1 protein-coding gene and 1 pseudogene are annotated in these 1,813 nt (G+C 34.9%); both read right to left on the minus strand.

Annotated elements, in window-relative coordinates; translation table 11 throughout:
- Window positions 1-329, minus strand: a pseudogene (locus tag ACRCJ0_RS13255) (glycosyltransferase); the annotation flags it as partial.
- Window positions 330-469: 140 nt separating this feature from the next.
- Window positions 470-1,636 (minus strand): nucleotide sugar dehydrogenase, encoded by a 1,167-nt coding sequence (locus ACRCJ0_RS13260; RefSeq protein WP_431390721.1) that lies wholly within the window; start codon window positions 1,634-1,636, stop codon window positions 470-472.
- Between the last annotated feature and the right edge of the window lie 177 nt (window positions 1,637-1,813).

Below are 1,813 nucleotides of genomic sequence, written 5' to 3' on the forward strand. Positions count from 1 at the left end.
GCTATACGATAATAGGGAATTGCACGATAGCCTTCAATATGACAGTGAACTAAATCATATGCTTCCTCTTCAAATGGTTTTGAAAAAGATGATTTAAAGGCCTTGAATCCATATTTCTTTGGATTAACCAGTCGGAAAATTCGACCGCCAGTCGCTTGAATAGCCTGTTCAAATTCTTCGCTACATTCATCATAGGTGGCCACATCAAAGGTCACATTATACTTAGGCATTTGCTTGGCTTTATTTATAATAAACGAGGAGATGCCTCCACCAAAGCCACTCATCACATGTAAAATGCGTAATTGTTTTTTATTTTTCGCTTCTTGCATCTGATACTCCTCCCTGAGTTTTATTAACGCTCATTTTCAGAATCTTAACTATTATACTATACATTTAAAAAGTATAAACGGATAAAAAATAATGTATCTAGAAAACTCTAGATACATTGTTTAATCTATCCATTTAAAAATTAGTTGTTGTGGTAAACGTCCCGTGTAAATACTTTGTTCGGAACATCAGCTAATTCATCAGTCATTCTATTTGTAATTATAACGTCCGCTTTATCTTTAAAGTCAGCTAAGTCAGCAACTACTTGATAATTATCGTATCTTGCTTCTTTCCAAGTTGGTTCATAGATAATGACTTCTAGACCCTTCGCTTCAAGTTGACGCATGATGTCTAGAACAGCTGATTCACGGAAGTTATCAGATGATGATTTCATTGTTAGACGGAAAATACCAACTGTTTCAGGTGATCTTTCAGCAACCGCATCCGCAATAAAGTGTTTACGTGTTTTATTTGCTTCAACGATAGCTGAAATAATGTTATTTGGTACACCTTCAAAGTTCGCACGCAATTGTTTCGTATCTTTTGGTAAGCAGTATCCACCATACCCAAATGAAGGGTTGTTGTAGTGTGTACCAATACGTGGGTCTAATGAAATACCATCAATAATAGATTGGCTATTTAAACCTTTCATTTGCGCATAGGTATCTAATTCATTGAAGAACGATACACGCATCGCTAAATATGTATTGGCAAACAATTTTACGGCTTCAGCTTCAGTTGGGTCCATAAACAAGATATCGATATCTTCTTTTTCAGCACCTTCAGCTAATAAGTTAGCAAATTGTTTTGCTTGATCAGTGTGGTCCCCAACAATAATACGAGAAGGATTTAAGTTATCGTATAAGGCTTGTCCTTCACGTAAGAACTCTGGTGAGAATAGGATACGGTCTGTACCTTTAGCTTGACGCATTTCTTGGGTAAAGCCAACTGGAATTGTAGATTTAATAATAATTGGCGCTTTAGTATCTTGCAATAAGACATCGTCAATTACACCCTCAACTGTTGATGTATCAAATGAATTTGTTGTTTCATCATAGTTAGTTGGAGTTGCGACTATCACAAAGTCTGCATCTTTGTATGCATCATCTTTATCAGAAGTTGCTCGTAAGTTTAAAGGCTTTGTTGCTAAGTATTGCTCAATTTCTTTATCAGCGATATGTGCTTGTTTATTATTTAACATGTCTACAATTGTTGGGTTCACTTCTAACGCTACTACCTCATTGTTTTGTGCTAGTAAGATGGCATTTGCCAACCCTACATACCCTGCTCCCACTACAGTAATTTTCATTCAAGTATCCTCCTGCGTATGCATTTATTTATTTTTTATATACTTTCATTGTAACACTTGTCATTAATACTCTGAAATAAATTATATCATATCTAAACTTGACCAATATTTAAAAAAAAATTAAATAGCCTTTTGGTATACTAGATATAGCATAAATTGAGGAGTTTTACCCATGAA

The organism is Aerococcus sp. L_32 (genome assembly GCF_050689315.1).

Excerpts from the sequence above, each read along its gene's own strand:
- ACRCJ0_RS13260 (WP_431390721.1), bottom strand. The coding sequence starts at position 1,636 with ATGAAAATTACTGTAGTGGGAGCAGGGTATGTAGGGTTGGCAAATGCC.